Genomic DNA, 21578 nt, shown 5'->3' on the forward strand with positions numbered 1-21578 from the left:
TTGCGCCGCGCGGTGGCGAGCGCTCCGCACAGCTGCGCCAGCTCGTCGTCCGAAAGCGGCTCCAGGAAAGCCAGATCCTCGCCGAGCCAGGGCTTCAGGAGGTCACGGACGTCAGTGCGCATGAGTGGACCTTGTCACGCCCGTAGAGCCTCGCGGTAACGGGCGGGTCCGTCTAGGGCAGTTGGGCCTTGAAATCCAGCGCGTAGGCGAGCTTTCCGGGCTTTGGATCGGACATCGGGGTGCCGAGATCGCCGAACTCGCCCTTCTCGGGCGACTTCCCGTCGTTCCACTTCGCCATCCTGCCGAGCTCCCCCGCGGTCCGGCCGTCCACCACCTCGTCCCCGTCGTGCAGCTTCGTCATGTCCTTCGAGGCGTGCTCGACGAGGTCGAGGTAGGACTCCGGATCGGTGAGGTCGTAGTCGGCGAGGTCGTAGCTTCGGCGAAGCCACGTCGCCCAGTAGAACTCGAGAAACTCGGGCGAACCGCCGTCCGCGTCGGCCACCTGCTCGTAACCGATGTCGCGGGTGAAGTAGACGAGGCCGCGGTACCGGTCGTCGCCCATCGAGCCGAGGCCCAGCCGCGCGGGCAGCCGGTCGGGCGTGATCTCCTGGTTGTCCGCGTCGCGCAGCCAGACCCAGTGGTTTTCGGACATCCGCGTCCAGAAGTCCGCGGGCGCGAGGTCGCTCAGGTCGGCCTCGACCCGCACGCGGACGTGTGCGTCCGGTCCGCCGTCGGGGCTCTCCAGCAGCTCGGTGAGGGAGTGGTGCCCGTCGGTGAGGTACGGCACGTCGCCCGGGCCGAGCACGACGGTCTTCATCGCCGCGATCGTCTCGGGGGTCTCCTGCCCGACCGGTACCTCGCACGTGAAGCTCGCGGGGTCGGCGAGCCGGGAGGCCGGGCCGGCGGCGCCAGCCGCGCCCTGGCCGTTCGCCTCGCACCAGTCGTCGAACCTCTGGTTGATCCCGCCCGCCTGCTCGTCCTTGCCGGCGCGGTAGCGGTCGAGCTTGTAGTAGACCTCGTCGAACCCGATGGCAGGCTGGGTCGGGTGCAGGTCGCCGAGCCGTACGTCGATCAGGTCGCCCGGCTGCGCCGCCATCCCGGCCGGCGCGGGTCCCGACGCGCCCGCGAGCACCGGCACCGCGACGGTCGCGGCCGCCGCGAGTACGACGGCCAGCGTCACGCCTACCTTCCGCCGTCCCATCCCGGCCCCCGATCATGCTGTCCTATGAGGACTTTCGAAGTCGTTCCGGGACGCGATTCTCACCGGTTGTGATCGATCGGGGTAGGGCCGTTCTTCGGGTTCAGCAGTTCTTCCAGCTGCCCGCCCGCCCCCACGAGCACGTGTCGATCTGGCGGCCCGCCGCGTTGCGCAGGTACGCGGTGTCACCGTCGTTGTTCCAGATGTACCACTTCTGGTTCCAGTATCGGGTGCTCGCGTTGTTGGTGCCGCGGCCGGTGCGGACGTACACGAACTTGCCGGGGTTGATCTTGGTGGCCGGGAACTTGTAGACGTGGTTCGCCTTGTCCCGCAACGTCCAGCCGTTCGCCCACTGCGGCACGCTCGCGGTGTTCTTCAGCAGGATGTACTCGGCGTTGAGGCTGCCGTTGGCGCCGGTGTCCGAGCCGGGCGAGTTGTAGTAGGCCCGGTAGATCATGATGCCGCCGGCCGCCTCCGCCGGGGTGGCGACGAGAACTCCCGCCAGGACCGTCACGAGGACGGAAGCCACGGCCATGACCAGTTTGCGCATTGAGTTTTCCCTTCTGGAGCGGATCGCGTACGCAACGTCGGAGGCCTCCGGAATTTCGTTACAGATCGTGACTACGACTACCTCGTGTGAGTGAATTACTCCGCGGGCACCAGTGATCGTTGCGCCCCGCGTCCGCCGTCGATCGTCGGATCGGTCGCAAAGCAACGAATCATCGCCATGGTTGGTGGACTGGTGTGACACGGTGTGCGCTACGTGTCACAGGACACGGTCCGCAACCCTGCTTGGCGGAGGAGCATTCATGCGAACAGTACGAAGGGTCACGCTCGTCGCGGCTGCTGCCGTGCTCGGCGTCGCCGGTGTCACGGTGGCGGTGGTGCAGTCGCCGGAGGCCGCCGCGGCGCCGAACTTCCAGGTGCCGTTCAAGTGCGGCGTCACGGTCACCGCGGCGACGTTCTCGGGGCACAACCCACTGAACTCGGTCGACTTCCAGAAGTCCGGCATCACCGGGATGCCGGTGCTCGCGTCCGCGGGCGGCACGGTGTCGCGTGTGGACAACGAGGGCAACCAGAGCTACGGCAGGTGGATCGAGATCAACCACGGCAACGGCTTCAGCACCCGCTACGCGCACCTGTCGGCCCAGCAGGTCCAGGTGGGCCAGCACGTGGCGGTCGGCCAGCAGATCGGCAAGGCCGGCGCGACCGGCGGCGTGTCCGGCCCGCACCTGCACTACGAGCAGCGGCAGGGCAGCACCGTGCGCAAGGCCGTGCTCGACGGCCGCGCGGTTCCCTACTTCGGGCACACGTCGTTCACGAGCCACAACAAGTGCGGCGGCAACCCCTTCAGCCCGGGCGAGGTGTGCGGCGCCGGCTTCTCGGTGATCGACTCGCACGCGCTGGGCAAGTCCGGCCGGGTCTACCTGCTGTACAACCCCGGCAGCAAGAAGAACTGCGTGACGACGCTGAAGTCGACCTCGCTCGGCAAGAAGTCGCCGGTGTCGGCGCACCTGCAGGTGCGTGGCGCGACGCGGGCGGCCGACTCGGGCAGCTTCGCCTACTACGCGGGCCCGGTGTCCCGGGTCGCCGGGGCGAAGTGCGTGAAGTGGGGCGGCTCGGCGGGTTCCGCGTCCTACACCAGCCCCTACGAGCACTGCGGCTGACCCATGCGAGTCGTAGCGATTCTCGTGGCGGTGGCCGCGGCCGCCGTCTTCCTCGTGGTGTCCCCGTCGGCGACCGCGGCGGGCGCCTGGCCCTCGGTGCGCCAGGGCGCCGGCGGACCGGATGTCGTGACCGTGCAGTACCTGCTGCGCCACCACGGGCACGGCATCCCGGCGGACGGCGACTTCGGACCGGTGACCGCGTCGGCGGTGACCGCGTTCCAGTCCGCGCGCGGGCTGGTCGCCGACGGCGTGGTCGGCCCGCAGACGTGGCCGTACCTCATCGTGCCGGTGCGCCAGGGGAGTACGGGCGAGGCCGTCCGCGCCGCGCAGACCCAGCTGAACAAGCACGGCGCCGGCCTGGCGGTCGACGGCCGGTTCGGCTCGGTGACCGATGGTGCGGTGCGCGCGTACCAGAGTGCCCACGGGCTGGCGGTGGACGGGCTCGTCGGCCCGCAGACGTGGCAGAGCCTGCTCGGTGGCGGGTCCGGCCCGGCTCCGGGTGGCCACGCCCTGCCGCTCGCCCGGGGCGCCCTGCCGCGCGCCGCTTACGGGGCACCGCACTGGAACGGCAACCCGGCGGTCGACCTGATGGTGTCGTACGTGCCCGCGTACGCGATCACCAGCGGCACGGTGGACCACTACGACTCGGCGTCGTGCGGGATCGGGATCCGCCTGCTGCAGCCGGACGGTTCCCGGTTCGTCTACTGCCACCTGTCGGCGCGGTCGGTGGCCGAGGGCGCTTCCGTCTCGGCCGGGACGCGGCTGGCGACGACCGGTGACACGGGCAACTCCGGTGACCCGCACCTGCACGTGGAGATCCGCACCGCGGACGGTGTCGCCCGCTGCCCGCAGCGCTACCTGCTGGCCATCTACGACGGCGGGACCCCGCCCGCCCTGACCAGCCTGCCGACGAGCGGCTGCACCGTGGGGTGAGAGCGTGCCCGTGCCGGCCGCCCGAGGGGCACGGCCGGCACGGGCAGGCCCTCGGACATGCGCGTGCCCGCCGCAATCCACGGCGGGCACGCGCGTTTCGCGACGGTCAGCGGGTCGTGAGGCCGTAGCCGTAGGGGAAGAGCGGGTCGTAGTGCCGGTCGCCGACGTTGATCGGTTCCTGGTCCTCCGACCGGGGCCAGCTCACCGGGAGCTTGCCGGTGAACGGCCGCTTGCCGAACAGCACGTCCGACACCCCGGCGCCTTCGCTGCCGGGCAGCCACGACATGACGAAGGCGTCCATCTTGGACAGTTCGTCGGTCACGATCTGCGTGCGGCCGGCGACGTCGAGCACGACGCACGTGGCGATCGCCGAGCAGACCTTGTCGATGTTGGCCCGGTCCGTGGCGGAGAGGTTCAGCGTGTGGCCGTTGCCCACGTCGCCGACGCCCTCCGCGTACGGGGTCTCGCCGACCACCACGACGCCGACGTCGCTGCCGGTGGTCGGGGCGGACGCGTCCGCGCTGTAGGTCACCCGGGACGAGTTCTGCCGGATCCCCTGCAGGATCGTGGTTCCCGGGAACGCCGTGTTGCCGGACTGGCCCTGCCACGTCACCGTCCAGCCGCCGGCCTGGTTGCCCAGGTCGTCGGCGTTCACGCCGGCGACGTAGATCCGCTGGTTCTTCCGCAGCGGCAACGCCTTGCCCGAGTTCTTCAGCAGCACCTGCGACTTCGCCACCGCCTCGCGGGCCACCGCACGGTGGGCCGGCGAGCCGATCGTGTCGATGTTCGAGCGGTCGGTGTACGGGTGCTCGAACAGGCCGAGCTCGAACTTCGCCCGCAGGATCCGGCTGACCGCGTCGTCGATGCGTGACATCGGCACCCGGCCGGCCCGTACCTCGGCGAGCAGCGTCTGCTCGAACTGCGGCGCGGAGAACGGCTCCATGAACATGTCCATGCCCGCGTTCACCGAGGTGCGCACCTGCGTCGCGTAGTCGCCCGGAATCTGGTGGATCGCCTCCCAGTCGCTGATGAGGAACCCGTCGAAGCCGATCTTGCGCTTGAGCACGTCGGTCAGCAGCTCTTTGTCGGCACTCATCTTCACCGGCGTGCTGCCGGGCCGGTCGGTCCACTGCACGCTCTGGAACCCCGGCATGATGCTGCCGACGTCGTGCCGCTTGACGGCCGCCTCGTAGGGCGCCAGGTCGATCCTGGCGAAGTGCCGCCAGTCGGTGATCGCCACGCCCTGGTCGATCGTGTACGTGCCACTGGTCGAGCTGCCGAACGCGGTGTCCCCGTCGCCCGCGTAGTGCTTCGCGGTCGCGAGGACGCGGTCGGGACGCTTGAGGTCCGAGGTGCGCGTGCCCTGGAAGCCGTCGATGCCGGTCTCCATCCTGATGACCAGACCCGGATCCTCGCCGAAGCTCTCGTAGGTCCGGCCCCACCGCTCGTCGCGGGTGACGCAGACGCACGGCGCGAAGACCCACTGCGGGCCGGTCGCGCGGGTCTCGGTCGCGGTGATGTGCTCCTCCTCCCGCACGAGTCCCGGGTCACGGGTGGCGCCCATGGCCACGTTGTGCGGGAAGATCGTGGCGCCGACGAGGTTGCCGTGACCGTGCACGGAGTCGACGCCGTAGATCAGCGGAATGTGCAGGCGGGTGGCGAGGGCGTGTGACTGGTAGCCGTCGACCATGTCCGCCCAGCCCTCGGGCGTGTTGTTCGCCGGTGTCGAGCCGCCGCCGGAGAGCACCGAACCGAGCGCCAGCGTGGTGATCTGGCCCTGGTCGGCGTCGATCGCGCCGCGCTCGGCCTGTGTCATCTGACCGATCTTCTCCTCGAGCGTCATGCGCCCGAGCAGGTCGTGCACCCGCTGGCCGACCGGCAGGCGGGGGTCGAGGTAGGGCGCCCGCCCCTCCGCCTGCGCCGCCGGCCCCACGGCGACGACGATCGTCGCGGCGCACAGCACGGCGCCGGCCAGGCGGGGGAGTCTGGAGCGGTCGAGAAGTTGGTGGGATGTCATGCGATCCTCCCCAGGGAGTCGTCGGACGTACCCGGCTTACTCCTCGAGAGAGATCATTTCTACCCCCGGCGCCATCAGGCGCAGGCGTCCCGCAGCGCGTCGACGTGCGCGGCGTTGCGCTCGGCCCACGCGGCCACCACCGAGAGGTCGTCGATGCGCTCCTTCTGCACCTCGACGTACGAGTCGGCCATCGTGAGCAGCGACGCCTTCACGTCCTGGTCCGCCACGCCGTCGGCGAGCTCGCGCAGCCGGCGTTCCTTGTCCTCGGCGCGGGCCTTGAGCTTCTCCGGGTCGACCAGCGGGTTCAGGTCGGCGAGCCCGAGCGCCTCGGCGCACACCTTCGCCTTGTCCGTCGCGCTGCTCGCCTCGTCCACGGCCGTGTTCACCTCGGCGCAGCCGGCGAGCGGCAGCACGGCGACGACCGACACGGCGAGAAGGACGACCGATCTACGTGCCCCCATAGGTGCCCCCATGGGTGCCACGGTACCGGTCACGGCACCGCGCGGGCGCTCGCCGGCTTCTACGCGGCGCTGCTGGCGGGCCGGCTGCTCTCGCCGGGACTGCTGCGCGAGGCCACCACCGCGCAGTGCGCGGGGCCGGACCGGGTGTTCGGGCACGACAACGCGTGGGGTCTCGGCTTCGGCGTACATCCCGGCGGCTTCGGCATGGGCGGGACCGGCGGCAGCCACGGGGCACGGCCGACGCGACCGCGGGCCTGCCGCCGTTGGCGCCGTGACGGCACCGATCGGGCGGGGCCGATCGGCCGCTGCCGCGCATCCCAAGGGCTCAACATCCCTTGCGTGCCACCAATGATCGATTGACACGGCAGTGACGGACGGCCCCTAATTGTCACGGACCCTGCCCACCCTGCAGCAGGGCCATGAATCTAGGGGGTCTCGTGAACCCACGTGCCTTTCGTATCGCCCTGCCCGTGACCGCGCTGGCGCTCGCCGCCGCCGTGGTGGCGTTCCCGAGCGAGGCGGCCCCGGCCGCGCCGGCCGCGCCCGCCGCACCACCTCCCGGCAGCATCGCCGCGATCACCGATCACCTCGCGCACGAGCTGGCCACCGACGGCGCCGCCGGGTTGTTCTCGGCCGCCGCGGCCAAACCGGTGAACCTCTCGGCCGCGCCCGGCGTCCACGCGCTCGACGCCACCGTGCAGCGTGCCAACCGGGACGTGCTGGCCGCCAAAGGACTGCCGGCCACCGGCCCGGCGCTGCTCCAGCTGCGCCTGGCCCAGCCCGGGATGCGCGCCGCCCTCAACCGCGGCGCCGCCCCGCTCGTCGCGGCCGCGCCGTCCGACGACGAAGCCGGCGCCGTGACCGCCTACGCCCGCGACGGCTCGAAGGTCTCGCTCGACGCGCGGAAGGCGCCGAGCCGGCCGGTGTTCGTGGTCGAGGTCGACACCGCGAAGGCGTTGCCGCTGGGCATGTCGGTGATGCGCAAGACGTTCGACGCCAAGGGCATCGGCGACGCGTCGGCCCCGGTGCACGCCGCCGACGGGTACTGGGCCACGCAGGTCCAGTCGGTGCGCCTCAACGACGACAAGGAGCCGTGGGTCAAGGGTGCCGCCGAGATCTTCGGCATCGCCGGCGGCTTCGGCATGGACGGCAAGGCGGCGGCGAGCACGCTGACGATGCCGTACCTGGACAACGACGGCTCGACCTACTACCCGGGCCAGCTGATCGTCCACTTCAACGCGTACAAGTACAACGCCGCCGACTTCGTGATGATGGAGGACGACGGCGACACCAACTACCAGCAGCTGGCCATCGCCATAACCGACGCCCTGCTGACCATTGTGGACGGTGGGGCCTACATTCCGCTCGTGAACGCGATCCTCAACGCCATCCCGGCGGCGTGGTGGACCGACGACCCCGACTACGTCGACTCGTGGTACACGCTGACGACCAACTCCAGCGGCTCGCTGAACGGTGCCGCGGGCAACGGGACCATGACGGTCGCGCCGTACTGGGTCGCGCCGGTCTAGCGTCAGCCGGTCCGGCGTCCGCGGGTCTGGTTCAGCGGGCCGTCCGGGTCAGCTGGGCGAGGAAGTCCGCGTTCGTGTTCGTCCTGCGCAGACCGTCGAGGAGCATGTCGACCGCCTGCTGGTCGTCCCTGCCGTCCAGGGCACGGCGCAGCGCGTGGGTGGTCGCGAGCTCCCCGGCGGTCAGCAGCAGCTCTTCCTTGCGCGTGGCCGACCCGCGGACGTCGATCGCGGGGAAGACGCGGCGGTTCGCGGCCTTGCGGTCGAGCCGCAGCTCCGCGTTGCTCGTGCCCTTGTACTCCTCGAAGATCAGCGTGTCGCCGGTCGAGCCGGTCTCGACGAGGGCGGTCGCGAAGATCGTGAGCGAGCCGCCGTCCTCGATGTTGCGGGCGGCGCCGAGGAAACGCTTCGGGGGAGTGAGGGCGGCGGAGTCCACGCCGCCGGAGAGGATGCGGCCGGACGCGGGCGCGGCGAGGTTGTAGGCGCGGCCCAGCCGGGTCAGCGAGTCCAGCAGCACCACCACGTCGCGGCCCATCTCGACCAGGCGCTTGGCCCGCTCGATCGCGAGCTCGGCGAGCGCGGTGTGGTCGCGCGGCGGCCGGTCGAACGTCGCGGCGACGATCTCGGCAGGCACGGCCCGGGCGAGGTCGGTGACCTCCTCCGGGCGCTCGCCGACGAGGACGAACATGAGGTGGCACTCGGGGTGGTTCTTGCCTATCCCGTGCGCGATCGACTGCAGGATCGTGGTCTTGCCGGCCTTGGGCGGCGCGACGATGAGCGCGCGCTGGCCCTTGCCGACCGGCATGAGCAGGTCGATCGCGCGGGTGGCGAACGCGTGCGGCTCGGTCTCCAGGCGCATCCTCTCGTTGGGGTACAAGGGAACCAGCTCGGCGAATTTCGGCCGGCCCGGCGCGTGCCGCGGGTGCCGGCCGTTGACCGTGCCGACTCCGGTGAGCCGCCCGCCCCGCGCGGTGCCGGTGACCGTGTCGCCCCGCCGGAGCCCGTGCTCGCGCACCAGGTTCGGCGCGACGCGGACGTCGGCGGGGCCGGGCAGGTAGCCCTCGGCGCGGAGGAACCCGCGGTCGCCGGCGACGTCGAGAATTCCGGTGACCTCACTGTCCTCTTGCGACCTTCGGGCAGGGGGTACCGTGGAAGTGTTGTCGTGCATGAGTTTTCTTTCTGTGTGGAGGATCCCGCGCAGACCTCGACACGAGCCTTCGGCACAGCCTCGACATATGTGGAGATCGCGGCGTGGATCCGGGAGAAGCCTTGTGGGAGAAGATCTGCATCCACAAGGGAGACGCCTTGAGGCTACCGGCCGGGCAGCGGGAGCGCAACGGCGTTGGTCACAACACCGCCCAGACGACCTTCCCGCCGGTGGGCGTGGGCGAGGTGTTCCAGCTGCGGCTCAGCCGCGCGACGACCCCGAGGCCGTGGACGATCTCGCCCTCCTGCTCGATCAGCCACGGCGGCGTCGGGTCGTCGTCGTACACGGCGATGGTCAGCATGTTGCGGCGCAGCTCCACCCGCAGGTTGGCCGGACCGAAGGTGTGCTTGACGGTGTTCTCGACGAGCTCGTTGGCGACCCAGATCGCGTCGATCGTCCGGTCGTCGTAGATCCGCCACCGGTAGCAGCACCGCCGGACGAACGCGCGCGCGAGCCGCAGGCTCACGGCTCCGTTCGGCAGCGCGATCCGGGCGACCTGGCGCGGCGGTGGCCGGCCGATGGCGGCGACGGCGGCGTCCACGTCGGGGTGCACCGGAAGGAAGCGGGCCATCCGGAACTCGGCGAGCATGCGCAGGCTCGCCTCCTCGGAGGCCACGAGCAGCAGCGGCAGGCCGGGCCAGGTCGAGATCTCGTTGCCGACCGCGGGGAAGAGCGCCAGCACCGCCGACCGGTCCACCTTCAGCGCGTCGACGTCGACGATCACCGCGCGCGGGTCGTCGGCGGCGGCCTTCATCAGGGCGGTGCGCAGGCGGCCGTAGCTCACCGCGTCCAGCACGCCCTCGGGCACGACCACGGCCGCGCCGTGGTGATGCCACCAGTAGACCCCAAACCCCGACCCCACATGTGCTTGGTCGTCCTCGACCGGCCGGGCGTAACACCCATGTGACGAACGGGGTCACCGGACCACGATCCGGTGACCCCGTTCGGGTGAATTGTCAGGCTGGGTGCGCACCGAGCGCGGTAGCCGCGGCCACCACGTCGACGAGGCCAGTGCCCTTGTCGAAGCTCGACGTGTACGGCCCGACCGCCCGGTACGGCGCACCGTTCGCGAACTTGTAGGCGGTGGACTTCAGCGCGTTCTCGACCTCGCCCGGCGTCGCCGACGGCTTGGCCTGGAACAGCTGCGCCACGATGCCGGTGATCTGCGGCGCGGCCATCGAGGTCCCGCTGATCACGTTGTACGTGGCGACGTCGAGCAGGCCCGGGCCGTTCATCGGCTGCAGGCCGGTGGAGCAGATCGGCAGGTAGGCGCGGCACGAGGAGACGATGTTCTCGCCGGGCGCGGAGATGTCCGGCCAGGTCTTGGAGTCGTTCGAGGCGCCCCGCGAGGAGAAGTCGGACACGGTGCCGTCGCGGGTGCCGGTGCCCTGGTCGTTGAACGAGGCCACGGACAGGATGCCCGGGGTCGGGTCCACGCCCGGCGGGTTGGACAGGCTCGCGGAGCCGTCGCCGCCGTCGTTGCCGTTCGCCCACACGGTGACCACGCCTTCGGCGGCGAGCTGGCGCTGGAGCTTCACGGTGGCGGAGTTCGGGTCGAACGCGCCGCCGCCGGACGGGCCGTAGGAGTTGTTGATGACCTTGATCGGCGGGCAGGTGCTCGCCGGGACGTCCGCGCCGCACGGGTGGGCGTGGTTCTCCAGAACCCAGTTGAGCGCGGAGTCCGCGCCGATGATCAGCAGCGCGGCGCCGACGGACAGCGACACGATCTTCGCGCCCGGCGCGGAGCCGCCCACCTTCGTGCCGTTGGCCAGCGTGTACGGGGTGCCGGCGGCGATGCCGTTCACGTGGGTGCCGTGCCCCCCGGCGGCGAGCAGGTCGGTGTCGACGATCGTGGGCACGTCGACGAGGCAGCTCGAGCTCGGCGGGTCCTCGGTGAGGCAGACGCCCTTGAGGCTGCGCACGACCCGGGTGTTGCCGTCGGGGCCCTTGAAGGCCGGGTGGGTCGGGTCGATGCCGCTGTCGATCACGGCGACGGACACGCCCGTCCCGGTGAGCTTGGCGCCGTTCGCCCCGACCAGCGTCTGCTGCGCGGTGGCGCTGCGGGTCGCGGCGGTGCCGGACGTGGCGAAGAACCTCAGCGGCCGGTTGTCCTCGAGGTAGGTGACGCCGCTCTTGGCACGTGCGGCGCGGACCTGGGCGGCGGTGCCGCGCGCGGCGATGACGTCGATCTTGCGGAACGTGGTCACCTCGGACAGGCCGGCCTGCCGGACCGCCGAGTCGGCGGCGGCGAGGTCACGGCCGTGCACGAGGACCGTCATCGGAAGCGCGTCGGCGGCGGCGCCGAGCGTGTGGGCGAGCGAGGCGGAGAGCGGTGCGAGCACCTGCGCCGGCGCGGCCGACGCGGGCACCCCGACGGCGCCCAGGGGAAGGACCACGGCCGCGGCGGCCACCGCGACCCTCCGCAGGAACCACCCGCGTGCAGTACGACCGATCATGAAACCCTCCAACCAGCAGCGATGGTTGCCCCACTAACGAGTGACCCCTGTTCAGGTGACGCGACGTGGTGAAGGCGCTACTCCGCGCAGGCCGGATCCGCAGGTCGCCCCGGCGTGTCCCGACCACGGTCGACGCCCAGGGGAGTGGTGATCGGGAGCGACGATCGGCTGGGCGTTCTGCCGGGCTGATCGCGTGGCGGAAGCCTCGCCTGCGCGTTTGCCGCACCGGACGACCACTCGGCGTCGGGCGGGGTGAGCGCCCGCTCAGCCGCCGGACACTGAGGTCGACGGTTGGGTTGTGGTTGGGGGCGACGATGACGGCACTTGACGGACGGGCGGTAGTGGTCACCGGCGCGGGGCGGGGACTCGGCCGGGCCTTCGCGCGGCACATCGCGCAGGTCGGGGCCGCCGTGGTGGTCAACGACATCGACGCGGAGCTCGCCGGGGAGACGGTCGAGATCGTCCGGGACGACGGGGGCGCGGCGGTCGTCAGCGACCACGACGTGGCCGACCTCGACGCCGCCCAGGGGATCGTCGACCTGTGCCTCGAGCAGTTCGGGCGCATCGACGGGCTCGTGAACAACGCCGCGGTCACCTACGAGGTGCTGCCGACCGACGAGGACCCGCGCCTGGTGCGCGAGCTCATCGAGGTCAACGTGCTCGGCGTGATCTACACCGGGCTCGCGGCCGTGCGCGCGATGGCCGGCCGCGGCGGGTCGATCGTCAACATCTCCTCCGGCGCCTCGCTCGGCCAGCGCACCCTCGCCACCTACGCCGCCAGCAAGGGCGCCGTCGCCTCGCTGACCTACTCCTGGGCGCTCGACCTCGAGGCCGCCGGCATCCGCGTCAACGCCGTCTGCCCGGTCGCCCAGACGCGGATGGTCCTCGCCTCCGAGCGCGCCCGGCGCAACTGCCCGCCGGACAGCACGCCGGACAAGATCGCGCCGCTCGTCGTCTTCCTGCTCGGTGACCTGTCCGCCGGCGTCACCGGCCAGCTGATCCGCTGCAACGGCCCGCGGCTGCACATCGTCGGCCAGCCCTACCTCAAGACGCCGATCCTCGAACGCGACAGCTGGGACGTGGACAGCGTCGAGCTCGCCTTCGCCGAGGTCTTCCACGCGCACCTCGAACCGTACGGGCTGGAGAAGCGCCTGCCGCCGACGCTGCGCAAATGGCTCGACGAGCCGCGGCGGGGAATGATCTCCTGACGCCGTGCAACCCGTGACGCTGACGACGCCGCGCCTGCGGCTGCGCGTGTTCGACTCCCGCGACACCGACGCGGTGTACCTCGCCTGCCAGGACCCGGGCATCCGGTTCTACACCCCGGCGCCGACCCCCTACCGCCGCGCGGACGCCGAGCAGTACGTCGACAAGAAGGTGCCGGCCGGCTGGGCGGACGACACGGAGTACGCCCTCGGCGCGTTCCGCGCGGACGGCGGCGCGCTCGTCGGCTCCTTCGTCCTCATCCGCCGGCTGCCCGGCGTCCTCGAGCTCGGCTACTGGACCGCTCCGGACCAGCGTGGCCACGGGTTCGCCGTCGAGGCCGCGAAAGCGTTGTGCGACTGGGGTTTCGCGACGCTCGGCGCGCACCGCATCGAGTGGTGGGCCATGGTCGGCAACACCGCCTCCCGCGCGGTCGCCGAGCGGCTCGGCTTCACCATGGAGGGCATGCTGCGCCGCCGCCTGGTCGTGGACGGCGAACCGCGCGACTGGTGGGTGGCCGGCCTCCTCAAGGCGTGACCGGCCCGGTGGCCGTCCACTCGGGACAAAAGGTGGGCGGCCCGCGAACGGGCCGCCCACCGGCGAAACGCTAGTGCGCCGCGGCAAGCAGCGCGTGGGTCCGCTCGATCTCGTCGAACGACTTCGGCTTCGCCGAAGCGGTCTTCGCCGCCACCGCCGCCGCGGCGGCCGACTGGCCGTTCGGGCCGACGGCCGGCTTGCCCGCGGTGTACAGCCACGTCTGGAACAGGCTGTCGAGCTGCTTGCCCGAGATCTTCTCGGCCAGCGCGATGAACTGGGCCGTCGTCGCGGTGCCGTACTTGTGCTGGCGTGTCCAGGTCTTCAGGGTCTTGAAGAACGCCGTGTCGCCCACCGCGGTCCGCAGGGCCTGCAGGGTCATGCCGCCACGGTCGTACACCGCGTCGTGGAACTGGTTCTCCGGACCCGGGTTGCCTGGCAGCACCTGCCAGAACTCGTCGTCCGCCGGGATCGAGTCGTACGTGAACTGCGCGACCTCCGCCGCCGTGCCCTCACCCTGGTGCTCCGACCACAGGTACTCCGCGTACGTCGCGAAGCCCTCGTTCAGCCAGATCTCCCGCCAGTCGTTCACCGACACGGAGTCGCCGAACCACTGGTGGGCGTTCTCGTGCGCGATCACCGATGTGTTCGAGCCGGCCCGGAAGAAGCCCGCGTCGTACACCGGGCGGGTCTGGTTCTCCAGCGCGAAGCCCAGGCTGGTGTCGACGATGCCGCCCTCGGCCTCGAACGGGAACGGGCCGAAGTACTGCTCCTCGAACTCGATGATCTCCGGCGTCCGCTCCACCGACGCCCGCGCGGCGCCCGCGCTGTCACCGAGGTCGTCGCCGTACGCCGCGATGAACGGCAGGCCGTTCGGCGCGGTCGTGCCGTGCGCGTCGTACTGGCCGATCGTCATGAAGGTCAGGTACGGCGCCTGCGGCCTGGTGCTGCGCCAGTCCCACCGGACCATGCCGGCGGTCGTCTGCTCCTGGCGGACGAGCACGCCGTTGGACAGCGCCTCGACGCCCTCGGGCACGGCGATCGACACGTCGAACGTCGCCTTGTCCTTCGGGTGGTCGTTGCTCGGATACCACCATGGCGCGATCTGCGGCTCGTTCACCGCGAGCGCACCGGTCGGCGTCTTCGTCCAGCCGGGGAAGCCGTAGAGCCGGTAGGGCTCGGGCTTGTCGCTGTAGCGGACGACGATCGTGAGGTCGGTGTTCTTCTTGAGCCTGGTCTTCGGCGTGACGGTCAGCTCGCCCGCGTCGGTGGCGAACGCGGCCGGCGCGTTGTTGATGCGGACCGAGGAGACCTTGAGCAGGAAGTCCAGGTTGAACTTGGTCAGGTCCTGCGTCGTGCGCGCGAGGATCGTGGTCGTGCCGGAAAGCTGGTCGGTGGCCGGCTGGTAGCTCAGCCGGATGTCGTAGTGCTTCGCGTCATAGCCCCCATTGCCGTCGAGCGGGTAGTACGAGTCACCGAGCCCGGGCGCGCCCGGCCCCGCGGCCGCGCTCGCCGTCGAGCTGAACAGGACGGTGGCCAGCGCGGTCGCCGTGGCGACGACGTACGCGCGGGATCTCCGCTTCATTGGCCCCACACCTCCGTTTGCGTGCGAACCGCAGCACAATAGGCCCGCGAACCCCAGGTGCAACACCCGGCAATCGTGTGCTCCTAGCTGCTGAAACGCGCAAACGGACCGTTCCGCGCAGGACGGAGGCACGGCGCATATCGCCCGTGCGGCGCGGGCCGGGCCACGAGCAGCGGCACCCAATCGACGTCACGAAGCCGTTCCGATGGCGCACATCGCGGCGCGGGCCGACCCGACCTTCGGCGCGGGGACGATCGGACCAGCGCGTGCGCGCCGCTTGGCCGACGTGGCGGGGGCGTCGCCGTGGCACAGTACTGACGATCATCACGAGCGGGATCGGTCGGGGAGAAAGCCATGGGCGACAAGAGGTTCAGCCGGCGACGGTTCGGCATGCTGGCCGCCGGTGCGGGGGTCGCGGCGGCGGCCGTGCCGTTCGCCACCGCCGGGTCGGCGAGCGCGGCCATCGACAAGTACCACGGCCCGCTGCTCACCGCGGGCTGGGAGGAGTTCAAGGCCGCCGTCGCGCAGGGCAGGCACAACCTGACCAAGGTCGTCGCCACCTGGGGCGCGCCCTGGGGCGACCCGGACTTCCAGCTGGCGCTCGCGAACCTGACGCCGTACACGATCGTGCGCACCGGTACCGGCGACACCGACAACGTGCTCGACCCCGGCGCCGTGGTCGACGAGATCCGGCCGTTCTACCAGTGGTCCACACAGGTCCGCCCCGCCGACCGGCTCGTCATCGAGCTCGGCAACGAGCCCAACCTGCACCACGGCACCGACTTCATCCAGCCCTACGCCGACTCCCTGCACGCCGCGATCGACGCCGTGGCCGCCAACTTCCCCGGCGTGCGGATCTGCAGCCCCGGCATCGCGCCCGGCGGCAACTCCAGCTACCACGACTGGTTTTGGAACCAGCGCTACAAGGACGCGGTCAACCGCTGCGACTTCGTCGGCTTCCACTTCTACGGGGCCACCGAGTTCGACCCGGTCGTCTACGACATCGTCGGCGCGCTCACCGGCCACTTCCCCGGCAAGCTCTGGATCGCCACCGAGTACGGCCTCAACCACCCGTACGACGGCGACCCGACCGCGCAGAAGCAGGCCAAGTGCCGTGCGTACAGCGACATGATCCACCGCAACGGCCACCCGGACATCCAGAACCAGCTCTGGGGCGCCACGTACTTCCACATCGACACCCAGTCACCCGACCCGCTGTTCCAGGCCTACAACGTCGCCCCGGACGGACCGCTCGGATACCAGGCCTGACCCGCCGGCTCGGGGGATCATGGCGGTGTGGGGCAGTGGTGGAGCGGGCTGAGCGGCCGGCGGCGCGGGTTGCTCGCGGTCGTCGCGCTCGCGGTCGTGGCCGCGGTCGCCGCACTGGTGGCCGCGCTCGTGCCGGGCGGCGACCCGCCGCGGCGCGCGGGCATCGGTCCGGTCCTGCTCGTGCCCGGCTACGGCGGTTCCCGTGACTCGCTGTCCACTTTGGCCTCCCGGATCCGCGCCACGGGCCGGGCGGCGACGGTCCTGACGCTGCCCGGCGACGGCACCGGCGACCTGCGGGCCCAGGTGCGCGTGCTCGACCGCGCCGCCCGGGACGCGCTCGACGCCGGCGCTCCCTCGGTGGACGTCATCGGGTACTCGGCGGGCGGCGTGGTCGCCCGGCTGTGGGTGGCCACCGAGGACGGGGCGAACGCCGTGCGGCGGGTGGTCACCCTCGGCTCGCCGCTGCACGGCACGCGCATCGCGAGTGCGGGCGGCGTGCTGGCGCCCGACGCCTGCCCGCTCGCCTGCCAGCAGCTCAGCACCGGCAGCGCACTGCTCGCCGGCGTGGCGGGAGACCCGGGCGTGCCGTGGCTGTCGCTGTGGACGGAGAACGACCGGACCGTCGTGCCGCCGGAGTCCGCGCGGCTGCCCGGCGCGGTCAACGTGCCGCTGCAGGACGTGTGCGCGGACGCGGTCGTCGCGCACTCGCAGCTGCCGGCCGACCCCCTCGTCACGGGGCTCGTGCTGCGCGCGCTCGGCCACGGCGAGCTGACCGCGCCGGGCCCCGCGGACTGCGCCGCGCTCCGGGCCGGCTCGTGATGGCTAGCTCGTGATGTCCTTGGTCGCGAAGTTCGCCCACGCCGCGCCGAAGAACACCACGATGTAGCCCGCCTGCAGCAGCAGGCCGCGGTCGATGTTGTGCCAGAAGATCGGGTCGCGGAAGAAGTCGATCCAGGACAGCCAGTAGTTCGTCGGCAGGTACGGCTTGAGCGGGTCGGCGGCGTCCAGCGTCTGCATGATCGAGCTGGCGATCAGCACCGCCAGCGACGCGAGCGCGGCGCCGAGCGCGGAGTCCGACAGCGTCGACCAGAACAGCGCGATCGTGCCGAAGCCCAGCATCGACACGACGATGTAGCCGACCGCGGCCATCATCCGGACCGCGAGCTCGCTCGGGTCGAGCGACGCGCCGGACAGCGACGTGACCGAGCCGGGCTGGCCGACCGCCTCCGCGCCGACGCCGAACAGCGCGATGCCGATCACGAGCGAGAACAGCACCACGACGATCATCGCGAGGACGATGTAGACGGCCAGCGCGGTGAGCTTCGCGGACAGCAGCCGCAGCCGCCCGACCGGCCGGACCAGCAGGTACCGCAGCGTCCCGGTCGCCGCCTCGCCGGCGATCGCGTCGCCGGCGTACACCGCGACGGCCAGCGGCAGGAACACCGGCAGCACCATCGCGAGCGCCGCGGCCGGGTAGAGCGAGCCGTTGTCCATGACCGCGGACAGGAACGCGCCGCCCTGGCCCGGCGGGGGCGCGAGGTCCGAGATCGACAGCAGGATCGCGACCAGCGCGGGCACCGCGCACAGCAGCAGGATCGACAGCCACACCCGTGGCCGCAGCATCAGCTTGCGCAGCTCGACGGCGATCATCGGGTCGGTCCCCCGATCCGATCGCTGCCGTGCCCGGTCACGTTCAGCACGACCTCCTCGAGCGACAGCCGCTGCTCGGCGATCGCCGCCACCCGCAGCCCCTCGCCGACGAGCCGGGCGTTGAGCGCCGCCGCGTCCGCGTGCCGCACGACCAGGTCCTCGCCGTCATGCTCGACGACCTGGCCGTCGAGCAGCGCCACGATCCGCGCGGCGTCCGGGCTGCGCACGAGCACGCGGCCGGTCGGGGCGCGCAGGTTCGCGATGTCGTCCTGCAGCACCAGCCGGCCGCGGTCGACGACGCCGACCCGGGTGCACAGCTGCTCGACCTCGCTCAGCAGGTGGCTGGAGAGGAAAACGGTGGTGCCGGCCTCGTTCAGCCCGGTCAGCAGGTCGCGGATCTCGCGGATGCCGCGCGGGTCGAGGCCGTTGGTCGGCTCGTCGAGGATCAGCAGCTCAGGCTTGCGCAGCAGCGCGGCGGCGAGCCCGAGCCGCTGCCGCATGCCGAGCGAGTAGGCCCGGACCGGGCGGCGGTCGACGCCGTCCAGCCCGACCTGCCCGAGCGCCTCCTCGATGCGGCGCTTGCGGGTCCGCCGGGGCCCGCCCCGCCCGGCCGCGTCGAGCAGCGCGAGGTTGCGCCGGCCGGACAGGTGCGGGTACGCCGCCGGCCCCTCGACGAGCGAGCCGATCCGCGGCAGCACGGCCGCCGTGCGGGCCGGCACGCGCTCGCCGAGCACCTCGATCTCGCCGCTCGACGCGTACACGAGGCCGAGCAGCAGGCGCACGAGCGTGGTCTTGCCCGAGCCGTTCGGCCCGAGGAAGCCGTACCGGTCGCCCTCCCGGACGTCCAGGTCGACGCCGTCCACGGCGAGGACGCGGCCGTAGCGCTTGGTGAGCCCGCGGGTGACGATCATCGGCGGCCCCGCAGGGAAGTCAGCTCGCCGGCCGCCCGGGCGAGCACGTCGGTCCGCGTCAGGCCGGCGAGCAGGTACCAGCGGCGGGAGAACTCCGAGCGGGCGACCACGACCGACAGCGGCGGGATCGCGAGCTCCAGCGCCTCGCCGCTCGCGAGGTCCTCGCTGGTGCCGCCGGCGCTGCTGATCGCCTCGGCCACGTCCGAGCCGACGTGGCGGGGGACCGGCAGCGCGACGAACGCGGACAGGCCCGTGCCGTACACGCCGACCCCGCGCACGCCGCCGGCGTCGGCCTGGCGCAGCTCGCGGCCGGCGAGCCGGAGCGGCACGCCGCGGCGGCTGAGCGTGCCGAGCGCGTCGCCGACGTCGGGCGCGGTCGCGACGGTGAACCCGCTGCCCGGGGCCTGCTGCGGTTCGAGCACGTTCGCGCCGGGCCGGGTCAGGTCGAGGTCGACGAAGTGGGAGGTGACGACCGGACGTGCCGCGCCGCGGGCGGTCAGCTCTACCGCGAGCGGCAGGCCGTTAGCGGGGTCGGCCCAGATGTCGACGTGGCCGATCGTGGTGTCCGGGTCGGCGGGGGTGAGCCGCAGGCCGGCGGCGTCGTGCCCGGCCACGCGGCGGGCGGGCAGCGCGGTGACCGGGTCGCCTTCGGCGGCCGCGAGCACCCGCCGGGCCAGGTCGGGCGGGAGCAGGTCGCCCGCGCGGGGCAGGCGCACCGGTGGCTCGCCGATCAGCCTGGTCAGCAGGTTCGCGCCGTAGTCCCAGGTGAACTCGCCCTCCGGGGTGCGGTAGACGTCGCGCTCGCCGGCTCCGGCGACGTGGCCGGAGATGACGTCGAACCGCCAGCGCGACGGGTCGGCGTACCAGGTGCGGACCTGGGTCGTGGTGGTCAGCAGCGCGGTCAGGTCGGCGAGCTTGGGCAGCTCGGGCAGCGCCAGCGTGCCGGAGATCTCGGCGAAGCCCTGGTAGGGGAGGTCGGTGGAGGAGCGGATCCGCTCGCGCAGCGCGGCCGGGTCGGTGGCCCGCACCGACGCGGGGAACCAGCTGGGCACCTGCGGCACCAGCACCGCGACGACGGCCAGGGTGGCGACCAGCGCCCAGCCCCGGACCGTCCTGTGCCGGACCACGGACACGGTGCCACCGCCCTCCGCCTCTTTCGATCCTTTGTACGCCCCGGCCCGGTGGGTTCCGCGTACGGCGCACATCACGGTCCACGAACTCGGTGCTCGTTCCGCTGCGGTCGGTCACATTCCGGTCGACGGTCCGGTTGACGATCCGCCACCCAGAAAGTTAACGTGCATAACGTTATGGACTTTAACGAAATCGGCCCCCCGCCCGCCCTGGCACAGTGGACCGGCTTGCTGCTGTCGTGGGTGGCCGCGAGCGGGGCCGAGCACTACGGCCGGGCGCTGGCGTCGGTCGGGCTGAAGGCGCAGCACCTCGCCGTGCTCGTGCTGCTGCGGGACGGGCCGATGGTGCAGGCCCGCCTGTCCGAGGCGCTGAACGTGTTCAAGCCCGTGATGGTCACGCTGGTCAACGAGCTCGAGGAGATGGGCCTCGTGGAGCGGCGGGCGCATCCGAGCGACCGGCGTGCCGTGCAGGTGCACCTGCTGCCGGCCGGCGTGCGCCGCGTCCGCGAGGCCGAGGGGGTCAGCATGCGCGCGGCCGACGAGTTCTTCGCGCCGCTGACCCCGCGCCAGCGGCAGACCTTCCACAACCTGCTCGCGAAGCTCGCCGGCACGGAGGCGCCGTGACCGGCGGCGCACCGCCGTCCTCCACTGTGGACTTCAGGGTGTTCGCCGAGGTCAGCGCGCCGCGGTGGTCGCGCGCAACGACTCGGCGGCCGCCAGCAGTCGCTGTGCGCCCGCCTGGTCCACGCCGGTCACGTCCGACGACACCTGCGTGAACACCCGCGCGATGGCCTCGACGAGGTTCACCGCCGACTCCGCGGTCAGCTCGACCGCCACCCGCGCGGACGGGCCGCGGTCGGGGTTCACGAAGTCGAGGTTCAGCGAGTGGTCGGTCTGCGCGTGCACCGGATGGTCGAAGTAGACGGTCGTGGACGTGAGCGGGAACCAGCCCTGCGCGCCCTTGCCGCTGCCCGCGGTCGCGCTCTTCTCGGTGACGTAGGTGCACATCAGGCATCCACCTCCAGTTCGATGATTCGCATCGCTTTGGCGCGCGCGCTCACAGGTGCCGGCCGAGGAACTCGCGCACGAGCCGCCAGCCCTCGACGGCCGCCTCCGGGCGGTAGGCGGGCCGGTCCACCGCGAAGAACGCGTGGCCGGCGCCGTCGAAGGCGTGGAACTCGTGTTCCTTGCCCAGCCCGCTCAGGATCTCGCCGAACCGCTTGACCTCGTCGGGGGTCGGGTACTTGTCGTCGTTGCCGAAAAGGCCCAGCAGCGGGCAGGACAGGTCGCCGAGCCGCGGCTCCAGCGCCTCGACCTTCATCGGGGACTCCGCGGGCGGCGGGGTCAGCACGAACGCGCCGTAGCAGTCGATCACCGCGTCGATCTCCAGACCGCATCCCGCGAGGACGGACTGCCGGCCGCCGGAGCAGAAGCCGATCGTGGCGACCCTGCCGTTGCCGCTCGCATGGTCGCGCAGGTAGGCGGCGGCACCCTCGACGTCGCCGAGCAGCCGCTCGTCGGGCACGCCGCCGGCGGCCCGGCACGCCGCGGCCGCGTCGTCCGGGTCCGCGCCCGGCGCGTCCCGCTGGTGCAGGTTCGGGCACGCGGCCGACCAGCCCCAGCTCGCGAACTTGCGGGTGATCTCCTTGGTGGACTCGTCGTAGCCCGGCATGTGGTGGATGACCACCACCCCGCCGGAGGGCGGCGCGCCGACCGGATGGGCCGCGTAGGCCTCGATCTCGTCACCGCCGGCGCCGGTCACCGTGACGGAGCCGGCCTCCATCCCATCGGCCATGCCCACTCCTCAGATAGTTAGCCAGAGCAACGATCT

Annotated in this window: 20 protein-coding genes and 2 pseudogenes; 9 read left to right on the plus strand and 13 right to left on the minus strand. The window is 71.9% G+C overall.

Annotation, left to right across the window (positions count from 1 at the left end):
- Positions 1–172 precede the first annotated feature (172 nt).
- Positions 173–1180, minus strand: a complete 1008-nt coding sequence (locus VH969_RS00195; protein WP_331968290.1) for a ParB/Srx family N-terminal domain-containing protein — start codon at positions 1178–1180, stop codon at positions 173–175.
- A 121-nt stretch (positions 1181–1301) separates the two neighbouring features.
- On the minus strand, positions 1302–1748 hold the full coding sequence (locus VH969_RS00200; protein WP_331968293.1) for a lamin tail domain-containing protein: 447 nt from the start codon (positions 1746–1748) through the stop codon (positions 1302–1304).
- Positions 1749–2007: 259 nt separating this feature from the next.
- Here VH969_RS00200 and VH969_RS00205 point away from each other — a divergent pair, with 259 nt between their 5' ends.
- Complete coding sequence (locus VH969_RS00205) at positions 2008–2865, plus strand: M23 family metallopeptidase (protein ID WP_331968296.1); 858 nt, start codon at positions 2008–2010, stop codon at positions 2863–2865.
- 3 nt (positions 2866–2868) lie between these two features.
- Positions 2869–3798 carry a peptidoglycan-binding protein gene (locus VH969_RS00210; protein ID WP_331968299.1) on the plus strand — a complete coding sequence of 310 codons (930 nt, stop codon included), beginning with the start codon at positions 2869–2871 and terminating at the stop codon, positions 3796–3798.
- A gap of 106 nt (positions 3799–3904) precedes the next feature.
- Here the strand turns inward: VH969_RS00210 and VH969_RS00215 are convergent, their stop codons facing one another.
- Positions 3905–5815, minus strand: coding sequence for a glycoside hydrolase family 3 protein (locus VH969_RS00215; RefSeq protein WP_331968302.1), 1911 nt, complete (start codon positions 5813–5815; stop codon positions 3905–3907).
- Positions 5816–5889: 74 nt separating this feature from the next.
- Positions 5890–6288 carry a DUF8711 family protein gene (locus tag VH969_RS00220; protein ID WP_331968305.1) on the minus strand — a complete coding sequence of 133 codons (399 nt, stop codon included), beginning with the start codon at positions 6286–6288 and terminating at the stop codon, positions 5890–5892.
- Between VH969_RS00220 and VH969_RS34425 the strand changes: the two are divergent.
- Both VH969_RS34425 and VH969_RS00225 read left to right on the plus strand, forming a co-directional pair.
- A pseudogene (locus VH969_RS34425) lies at positions 6283–6636 on the plus strand (serine hydrolase); the annotation flags it as partial. The gene VH969_RS00220 and the pseudogene VH969_RS34425 overlap by 6 nt on opposite strands.
- 77 nt (positions 6637–6713) lie before the next feature.
- The gene (locus tag VH969_RS00225; protein WP_331968308.1) at positions 6714–7805 is read left to right on the plus strand and encodes a DUF3103 family protein; all 1092 of its coding nucleotides are present in this window, start codon (positions 6714–6716) and stop codon (positions 7803–7805) included.
- Between the two features lie 31 nt (positions 7806–7836).
- Here the strand turns inward: VH969_RS00225 and VH969_RS00230 are convergent.
- The 3 genes and pseudogenes from VH969_RS00230 to VH969_RS00240 form a co-directional block, all read right to left on the minus strand.
- Positions 7837–9006 (minus strand): annotated as a pseudogene (locus VH969_RS00230) (transcription termination factor Rho, short form); the annotation flags it as partial.
- A gap of 142 nt (positions 9007–9148) precedes the next feature.
- A complete protein-coding gene (locus tag VH969_RS00235) occupies positions 9149–9871 on the minus strand; it encodes a hypothetical protein (RefSeq protein WP_331968311.1) in 723 nt (240 codons plus the stop codon).
- A gap of 94 nt (positions 9872–9965) precedes the next feature.
- Positions 9966–11465, minus strand: a complete 1500-nt coding sequence (locus tag VH969_RS00240) for a S8 family serine peptidase (RefSeq protein WP_331968314.1) — start codon at positions 11463–11465, stop codon at positions 9966–9968.
- 314 nt (positions 11466–11779) lie between these two features.
- Here VH969_RS00240 and VH969_RS00245 point away from each other — a divergent pair, with 314 nt between their 5' ends.
- Together VH969_RS00245 and VH969_RS00250 are read left to right on the plus strand one after the other, a co-directional pair.
- Positions 11780–12673, plus strand: coding sequence for an SDR family NAD(P)-dependent oxidoreductase (locus VH969_RS00245; RefSeq protein ID WP_331968317.1), 894 nt, complete (start codon positions 11780–11782; stop codon positions 12671–12673).
- 4 nt (positions 12674–12677) lie between these two features.
- Positions 12678–13205: a GNAT family N-acetyltransferase gene (locus tag VH969_RS00250; protein WP_331968320.1), complete on the plus strand. Its 528-nt coding sequence runs from the start codon at positions 12678–12680 to the stop codon at positions 13203–13205.
- Positions 13206–13275: 70 nt separating this feature from the next.
- Here VH969_RS00250 and VH969_RS00255 read toward each other — a convergent pair whose 3' ends face one another.
- Positions 13276–14787 carry a M1 family metallopeptidase gene (locus VH969_RS00255; RefSeq protein ID WP_331968323.1) on the minus strand — a complete coding sequence of 504 codons (1512 nt, stop codon included), beginning with the start codon at positions 14785–14787 and terminating at the stop codon, positions 13276–13278.
- Between the two features lie 354 nt (positions 14788–15141).
- Here VH969_RS00255 and VH969_RS00260 point away from each other — a divergent pair, with 354 nt between their 5' ends.
- The gene (locus VH969_RS00260; RefSeq protein ID WP_331968326.1) at positions 15142–16056 is read left to right on the plus strand and encodes a glycosyl hydrolase; all 915 of its coding nucleotides are present in this window, start codon (positions 15142–15144) and stop codon (positions 16054–16056) included.
- 27 nt (positions 16057–16083) lie between these two features.
- On the plus strand, positions 16084–16875 hold the full coding sequence (locus tag VH969_RS00265; RefSeq protein ID WP_331968329.1) for a lipase family alpha/beta hydrolase: 792 nt from the start codon (positions 16084–16086) through the stop codon (positions 16873–16875).
- Positions 16876–16878: 3 nt separating this feature from the next.
- Here VH969_RS00265 and VH969_RS00270 read toward each other — a convergent pair whose 3' ends face one another.
- Genes VH969_RS00270 through VH969_RS00280 form a run of 3 tightly spaced genes read right to left on the minus strand, consistent with a single transcriptional unit; the run spans position 16879 to position 19750 of the window.
- Positions 16879–17706 carry an ABC transporter permease gene (locus VH969_RS00270; protein WP_331968332.1) on the minus strand — a complete coding sequence of 276 codons (828 nt, stop codon included), beginning with the start codon at positions 17704–17706 and terminating at the stop codon, positions 16879–16881.
- Entirely contained in the window at positions 17703–18617 is a 915-nt protein-coding gene (locus VH969_RS00275) for an ABC transporter ATP-binding protein (RefSeq protein WP_331968335.1), read from the minus strand. Before VH969_RS00275 ends, VH969_RS00270 begins: the two co-directional genes overlap by 4 nt.
- Complete coding sequence (locus tag VH969_RS00280; protein ID WP_331968338.1) at positions 18614–19750, minus strand: LolA-like protein; 1137 nt, start codon at positions 19748–19750, stop codon at positions 18614–18616. Before VH969_RS00280 ends, VH969_RS00275 begins: the two co-directional genes overlap by 4 nt.
- Before the next feature lie 174 nt (positions 19751–19924).
- Here VH969_RS00280 and VH969_RS00285 point away from each other — a divergent pair, with 174 nt between their 5' ends.
- The gene (locus VH969_RS00285) at positions 19925–20371 is read left to right on the plus strand and encodes a MarR family winged helix-turn-helix transcriptional regulator (protein ID WP_331968341.1); all 447 of its coding nucleotides are present in this window, start codon (positions 19925–19927) and stop codon (positions 20369–20371) included.
- 51 nt (positions 20372–20422) lie between these two features.
- Here the strand turns inward: VH969_RS00285 and VH969_RS00290 are convergent, their stop codons facing one another.
- Both VH969_RS00290 and VH969_RS00295 read right to left on the minus strand, forming a co-directional pair.
- Positions 20423–20755 (minus strand): DUF6295 family protein, encoded by a 333-nt coding sequence (locus VH969_RS00290; protein WP_331968344.1) that lies wholly within the window; start codon positions 20753–20755, stop codon positions 20423–20425.
- A gap of 49 nt (positions 20756–20804) precedes the next feature.
- Positions 20805–21542: a dienelactone hydrolase family protein gene (locus VH969_RS00295; protein WP_331968347.1), complete on the minus strand. Its 738-nt coding sequence runs from the start codon at positions 21540–21542 to the stop codon at positions 20805–20807.
- Between the last annotated feature and the right edge of the window lie 36 nt (positions 21543–21578).

The sequence above is a fragment of the Actinophytocola sp. genome, from assembly GCF_036555685.1.
Lineage (GTDB): Bacteria > Actinomycetota > Actinomycetes > Mycobacteriales > Pseudonocardiaceae > Actinophytocola.

Coding starts and splice junctions, on each gene's coding strand:
- VH969_RS00200 (WP_331968293.1), bottom strand. CDS start 1,748: ATGCGCAAACTGGTCATGGCCGTGGCTTCCGTCCTCGTGACGGTCCTG.
- VH969_RS00205 (WP_331968296.1), top strand. CDS start 2,008: ATGCGAACAGTACGAAGGGTCACGCTCGTCGCGGCTGCTGCCGTGCTC.
- VH969_RS00210 (WP_331968299.1), top strand. CDS start 2,869: ATGCGAGTCGTAGCGATTCTCGTGGCGGTGGCCGCGGCCGCCGTCTTC.
- VH969_RS00215 (WP_331968302.1), bottom strand. CDS start 5,815: ATGACATCCCACCAACTTCTCGACCGCTCCAGACTCCCCCGCCTGGCC.
- VH969_RS00220 (WP_331968305.1), bottom strand. CDS start 6,288: ATGGGGGCACCTATGGGGGCACGTAGATCGGTCGTCCTTCTCGCCGTG.
- VH969_RS00240 (WP_331968314.1), bottom strand. CDS start 11,465: ATGATCGGTCGTACTGCACGCGGGTGGTTCCTGCGGAGGGTCGCGGTG.
- VH969_RS00245 (WP_331968317.1), top strand. CDS start 11,780: ATGACGGCACTTGACGGACGGGCGGTAGTGGTCACCGGCGCGGGGCGG.
- VH969_RS00255 (WP_331968323.1), bottom strand. CDS start 14,787: ATGAAGCGGAGATCCCGCGCGTACGTCGTCGCCACGGCGACCGCGCTG.
- VH969_RS00260 (WP_331968326.1), top strand. CDS start 15,142: ATGGGCGACAAGAGGTTCAGCCGGCGACGGTTCGGCATGCTGGCCGCC.
- VH969_RS00270 (WP_331968332.1), bottom strand. CDS start 17,706: ATGATCGCCGTCGAGCTGCGCAAGCTGATGCTGCGGCCACGGGTGTGG.
- VH969_RS00275 (WP_331968335.1), bottom strand. CDS start 18,617: ATGATCGTCACCCGCGGGCTCACCAAGCGCTACGGCCGCGTCCTCGCC.
- VH969_RS00285 (WP_331968341.1), top strand. CDS start 19,925: ATGGACTTTAACGAAATCGGCCCCCCGCCCGCCCTGGCACAGTGGACC.
- VH969_RS00290 (WP_331968344.1), bottom strand. CDS start 20,755: ATGTGCACCTACGTCACCGAGAAGAGCGCGACCGCGGGCAGCGGCAAG.
- VH969_RS00295 (WP_331968347.1), bottom strand. CDS start 21,542: ATGGCCGATGGGATGGAGGCCGGCTCCGTCACGGTGACCGGCGCCGGC.